We start from the raw sequence: 6,919 nt of genomic DNA, 5'->3' as shown, positions 1-6,919 counted from the left end.
GCCCCCACGCGGGCGGGCCCGCCCCCCGCGCCCCACCCCACCCCCCACCCCGGCGCCGCGCCCCCCCGCCCCCCCCCCGCCCCCCCCTCGCGGGGGGGGGCGCCGCCCCCCCGGCGGCGAGGGACGCAAAGGCGGGAGCGGCGGCACGTCACCCCGGGCGGGGTGGCACCTCACCGACCCGTGCGGAGCGGGGCGGTGCTGCTGCGCTCGACCAGGCTGGTCGCCAGGTCCACCCGCAGGGTGCTGGGGCGGTTCCCGCGGGCCAGGTCGATCACCATGCGGGTGGCGACCTCGGCCATCTCGGTCAGCGGCTGGCGCACGGTGGTCAGCGGCGGACCGACCCACCGCGCGAGGGGAAGGTCGTCGAAACCGACCACGCTCAGCTCCTCGGGGATGCGCAGGCCCTGCTCGCGGGCGGCCTCGTACAGCCCCAGCGCCTGCAGGTCGTTCCCGGTGAACACCGCGGTCGGGCGGTCGGGCAGGCGCAGCAGTTCGAGGCCGGCGCTGTAGCCGGCCTCGTGGTGGAAGTCCCCTTCGCGGACCAGCTCGGGATCGAAGACGACGCCGGCCGTCTCCAGGGCCGCCCGGTAGCCGTCGACCCGCGCGCGGCTGCACATCATCCGGCTGGGGCCGGCGATCACGCCGATCCGCCGGTGGCCCAGTTCCAACAGGTGACGGGTGGCGGCCAGGCCGCCGTGCCAGTTGGTGGCGCCCACCGCGGGCACGTCCTGGCCGGGGTCGCCGGCCGGGTCCATCACGACGAAGGGGATCTTGCGGCTGGTGAGCTGTGCCTGCTGGTCCCTGTCCAGCCCGGAGAGCACCAGCACCACCCCGGTCGGACGGCGGGCGAGCACGCCCTCCATCCAGGACTGCCCCAGGCTCAGGCGCCCGGAGGACTCGGAGAGCACCACCGACAGGCCCTCCTCGCGGACGACGTTCTCGACCCCGCGGATGACCTCCATCGCCCAGGAGCTCTCCAGCTCGTGGAAGACCAGTTCCAGCAGCTGCGCGGACTGGTGGCCGCGGCGCCGCTGGTAGCCGTGCCGGCGCAGCAGCGCCTCGACCTTCTCGCGGGTCGCGGGCGCCACGTCCGTTCGGCCGTTCAGAACCTTCGAAACAGTCGGGGCCGACACTCCCGCCTCGCGGGCGATCTCGGCCAGCGTCGCCGCCACCGTCACAGGGACCACCTCGGTCGATCGTTGCTGCGGATCCTTGCCGTCGAAGAGTTCACGGCACGGATGGTAGTCCCTGGGCCCAGCTGCTGGTTCCCGAGGCGTGACGGTCCAGACCCTTGACGGCTTCTGGTGGCCTGCATAGATTCCCCCTCGACATTCGAGATTTTCATCGAAACTTTCGATCGAGGTAGGCCATGAGACACCATCTGTCCGCTGTTCGCAATGGCGCGTCCCGGAACAGGCTCGGCGCCGTCGCCGCAGCGTCCGCCCTCCTGCTCGGCGCCGCGGCCTGCGGTTCCGGCAGCGGCTCTTCCTCGGCCGACTCCGGGACCATCCACGTGCTGGTCTACGGCGACGCCACCAACAAGGTCGAGAAGCAGCTCGTCGAGAGCTTCAACAAGACCTCCAAGGTCAAGGTCGTCCTGGACACCATCCCGGGCGCGGACTACCAGACGAAGCTGCAGACGATCATCAACACGTCGCACGCCCCGGACGTGTTCTTCAACTGGGGCGGCGGCAGCATCGCCCCCTTCGTCAAGGCCGACCTGCTCCAGCCGCTCGACGACTTCATCGCGAAGGACCCCGGGCTCAAGGCGAACTTCCTGCCCTCGGTGTTCAACACCGCGGTCATCAACGGCAAGTCCTACGGCGTTCCCATGCGCGGCACCCAGCCCGTCCTGCTGTTCAACAACAAGAAGGTGCTCAGCGAGAACGGCCTGACCCCGCCGACCACCTGGGAGCAGCTGCTGGCCGACGTGCAGACCCTCAAGGCCAAGGGCGTCACCCCGATCGCCCTCGGCGGCGCCGACCAGTGGCCGACCCTGATGTGGTTCGAGTACGTCTTCGACCGCGTGGCCGGTCCCGGCCTGTTCCAGAAGGCCCTGGGCGGCGACACCGCCGCCTGGGCGAGCCCGGAGAGCAAGAAGTCGCTCGGGATGCTCAAGCAGCTCATCGACGCCGGCGCCTTCGGCCGCACCTTCGACTCCGTCAAGTTCACCGACGGCGGATCCCCGGCCCTGCTGGCCAAGGGCAAGGCGGCCTTCGAGCTGATGGGCTCCTGGGAGTACTCCACCCACAACGACGCCAACCCCGAGTTCGCCAAGAACGGCCTGGGCTACAGCGCCTTCCCGACCATAGCGGGCGGCACGGGCGACCCGAAGAACCTCGTCGGCAACACCAACAACTTCTACTCGGTGCTGAAGAAGACCAAGCACCCCGAGGCCGTCGCGGCCTTCCTCAAGGTCATGTACTCGGACGAGTTCGTGAAGGCGCAGCTGGAGATCGGGAACCTGCCGACGACCACCAACACCGCGCAGTTCCTCGCCACCTCCAGCACCCCGGCCTACTCCACCTTCCAGTTCGATCTGGTCAAGGCGGCGCCCTCGTTCCAGCTCTCCTGGGACCAGGCGTACCCGCCGTCGGCGACCACCAAGATGCACACGGCCGTGCAGGAGTTCTTCGACGGCAAGACCGACGCGGACGGCTTCATCAAGGCCATGCAGGGCCTGCCCACCTCGTGAGTTCGGACGCAGACATGACCGGCAACACCACCACCCGCTCCGCTCCCCGACGGGCGGTCCGCAGCAGCGCTGCGGTCGCCCGCCCGGGCATCGCCTGGGCGCTGCCCGCAACGCTCTTCTTCGTCCTGTTCGCCATCGTCCCGCTCGTCCTGGTCGCCGTGCTCTCCTTCGCCCGCTGGGACGGGCTGGGCGCGCCGGAGTTCGCGGGCATGGCGAACTGGACGGCGCTGCTGCACGACGACGTCATGATCAACAGCCTGTGGCTCAGCTTCGCGCTCACCGTCCTCGGCGTCGCGATCCAGACGCCCCTCAGCATCCTGCTGGGAGTCTGGGCGGCCGGGCACCAGCGCAACCGGGCGATCCTGTCCGCGATCTACTTCGTCCCCCTCCTACTGTCGGCCACCGCCGTCTCCGTGCTGTGGCGGGCCCTGCTCGACCCGAACTTCGGCGTACCGGCCGAGGCGGAGTGGCTGTTCGGCGACGGCAACCTGTTCGGCTCGCAGAGCGGCGCCATCGGCGTGCTGGCCTTCGTCGGCGCCTGGCAGTGGACCCCGCTGCACACCCTGATCTACCAGGGCGGTGCCCGCGCGATCCCGCAGGTGCTCTACCAGGCCGCCGCCATCGACGGCGCCGGCACCGTACGGCAGTTCTTCCACATCACCCTGCCGCAGCTGCGCAACACCATCATCACCTCGACGATCCTGATGGTGGTCGGCGGACTCACCACCTTCGACACCGTGCTGATCCTGACCCAGGGCGGCCCCGGAACGGACACCACCATCAGCGCCTTCTACATGTACCAGCAGGCCTTCAAGGGCTTCGACTTCGGCGGCGCGTCCGCCATCGCCCTGGTCCTCGTGGTCGCCTCCACCGTGATCTCACTCGTCCTGGTCCGGCTGTCCGGCTACGACAAGATGCGCAGCACCTCGGAGGGGATCTGATGCGCAGACGCCCCAACTACCTGGCCGGGCTGGGCTCGCTGCTCTGGCTCTTCCTGGTCGGGTTCCCGCTGTACATCCTGCTGCTGTCCACGCTGCGCACGCAGTCGGACTACTCGACCGCCGGCCCCCTGGAGTTCCCCTCCCACCTCACCTTCCAGAACTACCTCGACGACTTCACCAACGGCTTCGGGCAGGACTTCGCGAACACCCTGATCGTCACGGCGTCCGTGGTCGGCATCGTGCTGCTGCTGGTGCCGCCGCTGGCCTACGCCATCGTCAGGAGCGGCAACCGGGCGATGTCCCTGGTCTTCCGGACCTTCCTGCTCGGCCTCGCCATCCCGGCCCAGGCCGTGATCGTGCCGATGTTCTACGTCATCAGCAAAGCCGGGCTCTACGACAACCTCATCGGCGTCATCCTGCCCACCGCCGCGTTCTCCCTGCCCATCTGCACGCTGATCCTGACGGGCGCGATGCGGGAGATCACCACCGAGCTCTACGAAGCCATGGCCATGGACGGTGCACCGCCCTGGCGCGTCTTCCTGCAACTCGTATTGCCCCTGTCCCGAGGCGGGGTGTCGACCATCGTGGTGTTCTCCGCCCTGCAGGCGTGGAACGGCTTCCTCTTCCCCCTGGTCCTGACCCAGTCCGACTCAACCAAGGTGATCACCCTGGGCCTCTACAACTTCCAGACCGAACACGGCGTCGACGTCCCCGGGCTGCTCAGCGCCGTCGTGCTGTCGATGCTGCCGATTCTGATCGTCTACCTGTGCGCCCGGCGCACCTTGGTACAGGGCCTGATGGGAGTCGGCGGCAAGTGACGAACGACCTGAACGTGGCAGTGGACACCGATCCCGGCACCCCCGTCTGGCAGGACACCTCACTCGACGACGCCACCCGCGTCGACGCCCTGATCCGCGCGATGACGCTGCCCGAGAAGCTCGCCCAGCTGGCGGGCGTCTGGGTGGGCGCCTCGAACGAGGGCGGCGACGTCGCCCCGCACCAGCACGACCTGGAGGAGCAGACCGACCTCGACGCGCTGCTGCCGCAGGGCCTGGGACAGCTGACCCGGCCCTTCGGCACCGTCCCGGTCGACCCCGCGCTCGGCGCCGTGTCCCTGCTGCGCACCCAGCGCCGCATCGCGGCCGCGAACCGCTTCCGCATCCCCGCCCTGGCCCACGAGGAGTGCCTGGCCGGGTTCGCCGCCTGGGGGGCGACCGCCTATCCGGTCCCGCTGTCCTGGGGCGCCACCTTCAACCCCGGGCTGGTGCGCTCGATGGCGGCGGCGATCGGGCGCGACATGCGCTCCGTCGGCGTGCACCAGGGGCTCGCCCCCGTCCTGGACGTGGTCCGCGACGCCCGCTGGGGGCGCGTGGAGGAGACCATCGGCGAAGACCCCTACCTGGTCGGCACCGTGGCCACCGCCTACGTGCAGGGCCTGGAAGGGGCCGGGATCGTCGCCACGCTCAAGCACTTCGCCGGCTACTCGGCGTCGCGCGCGGGACGCAACCTCGCGCCCGTCAGCATGGGCACCCGCGAGCGGGCCGACGTGATCCTGCCGCCGTTCGAGATGGCGCTGCGGGAGGGCCGCCCGCGGTCGGTCATGCACGCCTACACCGACACCGACGGCATCCCCTCCGCCGCCGACGAGGAACTGCTCACCGGACTGCTCCGGGTGACCTGGGGGTTCACCGGCACCGTCGTCGCCGACTACTTCGGCATCGCCTTCCTGAAGACCCTGCACGGTGTCGCCGGGGACTGGTCGGGGGCCGCCGCACTGGCCCTCACCAGCGGGGTGGACGTGGAACTGCCCACGCTGAAGACCTTCGGACAGCCACTGCACGACGCGGTGACCGCCGGGACCGTGCCCGTCCGGCTGGTCGACCGGGCGCTGCGCCGCGTGCTGCTGCAGAAAGCGCAGCTGGGACTGCTGGACCCGGACTGGGATCCGGTGCCGGCCGGGCTGGCGGGGGCCGACCTGTCGGACCCGGAAGCGCTGCGCGGCACCCTCGATCTCGATCCCCCCGAGAACCGGGAACTGGCCGCGGCCGTGGCCGAGCAGGCCGTAGTGCTCCTGCACAACGACGGCATCCTGCCGCTCGCCCGCCCCCGGCGCATCGCTCTGATCGGCCCCAACGCGGACACCGCGCACGCGCTGCTCGGCTGCTACGCGTTCCCGGTCCACGTCGGCGGCCAGCACCCCGACGTCCCGCTCGGCATCGAGCTGCCGACGCTGGCGCAGGAGCTGGCGGCGGAGTTCCCGCACAGCGAGCTGGTCACCGCGCCGGGGGCGACGGTCGACGGGACCGACACCTCCGGCTTCGCCGAGGCGATCGAGCTGGCGCGCGGCGCGGACGTCGTGGTGCTCGCCCTCGGGGACCGGGCCGGGCTCTTCGGCCGGGGCACCAGCGGTGAGGGCTGCGACGCCGAGTCGCTCCAGCTGCCGGGCGTGCAGCAGCAGTTGCTCGACGCCCTGCTCGACGACGGGACGCCGGTGGTGGTCACCTTGCTGGCGGGGCGCCCCTACGCGCTGGGCCGCGCGGTGGACGAGGCGGCCGGGATCGTGCAGTCCTTCTTCCCGGGCGAGGCCGGGGCCCGGGCCGTCGCCGGGGTGCTCAGCGGGCGGGTCAACCCGTCGGGCAGGCTGCCGGTCAGTGTGCCCAGCCGCCCCGGCGTGCAACCGTCCACGTATCTCGCGGCGCGGCTGGCCCAGGCCGGTGAGGTCTCCAGCACCGATCCGACCGCGGCCTACGGCTTCGGCCACGGCCTGACGTACACCCGGTTCGCCTACTCCGCGCTCGACGTCGAGGAGGACAGCACCGGCACCGACGGAGCGTTCAGGTTCGCCTTCGGGCTGACGAACACGGGCGACCGTGAGGGGACCGAGGTCGTCCAGGTCTACTTGCACGACCCGGTGGCCTCGGTGGTGCAGCCGGTACAGCGACTGATCGGGTACCGGAGGGTCGCGCTCGGCCCGGGCGAGTCGGTGCGGATCGGGGTCACCGTTCCGGCCGACCTCGCGTCCTTCACCGGGCGCGACGGGCACCGCATCGTCGAGCCCGGAGCGTTGGAGGTGAGCGTCGCCGCCTCCAGCACCGACTTCCGGCTGAGCGTCCCGCTCACCCTCACCGGGCCGGTCCGCCCGCTGGACCACACCCGTCGCCTGCACGCGACGTTCACCGTGGCCTGAGGACCGTCCGGCCGCCGGTCCGGCCCCGGACAGGCCGAGGAGACCAGCCCGACATGAACGCACCGGTCGACGCACCGACAGCCCTGCTCGTCATGG

Annotated in this window: 5 protein-coding genes; 4 read left to right on the top strand and 1 reads right to left on the bottom strand. The window is 71.0% G+C overall.

What is annotated here, in order from left to right; genetic code table 11:
- Nucleotides 1–170 precede the first annotated feature (170 nt).
- Complete coding sequence (locus ABZ721_RS40710) at nucleotides 171–1,187, bottom strand: LacI family DNA-binding transcriptional regulator (RefSeq protein WP_358793891.1); 1,017 nt, start codon at nucleotides 1,185–1,187, stop codon at nucleotides 171–173.
- Nucleotides 1,188–1,369: 182 nt separating this feature from the next.
- Between ABZ721_RS40710 and ABZ721_RS40705 the strand changes: the two genes are divergently transcribed.
- From ABZ721_RS40705 to ABZ721_RS40690, 4 genes are all read left to right on the top strand, one after another.
- On the top strand, nucleotides 1,370–2,695 hold the full coding sequence (locus tag ABZ721_RS40705; protein WP_358793890.1) for an extracellular solute-binding protein: 1,326 nt from the start codon (nucleotides 1,370–1,372) through the stop codon (nucleotides 2,693–2,695).
- Between the two features lie 14 nt (nucleotides 2,696–2,709).
- Nucleotides 2,710–3,636, top strand: a complete 927-nt coding sequence (locus ABZ721_RS40700) for a sugar ABC transporter permease (RefSeq protein ID WP_358793889.1) — start codon at nucleotides 2,710–2,712, stop codon at nucleotides 3,634–3,636.
- The gene (locus ABZ721_RS40695) at nucleotides 3,636–4,454 is read left to right on the top strand and encodes a carbohydrate ABC transporter permease (RefSeq protein WP_358793888.1); all 819 of its coding nucleotides are present in this window, start codon (nucleotides 3,636–3,638) and stop codon (nucleotides 4,452–4,454) included. Before ABZ721_RS40700 ends, ABZ721_RS40695 begins: the two co-directional genes overlap by 1 nt.
- A 101-nt stretch (nucleotides 4,455–4,555) precedes the next feature.
- Nucleotides 4,556–6,823 carry a glycoside hydrolase family 3 N-terminal domain-containing protein gene (locus ABZ721_RS40690; RefSeq protein ID WP_358793892.1) on the top strand — a complete coding sequence of 756 codons (2,268 nt, stop codon included), beginning with the start codon at nucleotides 4,556–4,558 and terminating at the stop codon, nucleotides 6,821–6,823.
- Nucleotides 6,824–6,919 lie beyond the last annotated feature (96 nt).

It is taken from the genome of Streptomyces sp. NPDC006733 (assembly GCF_040636125.1).
Taxonomy (GTDB): domain Bacteria; phylum Actinomycetota; class Actinomycetes; order Streptomycetales; family Streptomycetaceae; genus Actinacidiphila.
This window is presented reverse-complemented; position numbering and strand designations above follow the sequence as displayed.

What these genes read in the sequence shown, in the direction of transcription:
- ABZ721_RS40705 (WP_358793890.1), top strand. Translation starts at nt 1,370, where the DNA reads ATGAGACACCATCTGTCCGCTGTTCGCAATGGCGCGTCCCGGAACAGG.
- ABZ721_RS40700 (WP_358793889.1), top strand. Translation starts at nt 2,710, where the DNA reads ATGACCGGCAACACCACCACCCGCTCCGCTCCCCGACGGGCGGTCCGC.
- ABZ721_RS40695 (WP_358793888.1), top strand. Translation starts at nt 3,636, where the DNA reads ATGCGCAGACGCCCCAACTACCTGGCCGGGCTGGGCTCGCTGCTCTGG.
- ABZ721_RS40690 (WP_358793892.1), top strand. Translation starts at nt 4,556, where the DNA reads ATGACGCTGCCCGAGAAGCTCGCCCAGCTGGCGGGCGTCTGGGTGGGC.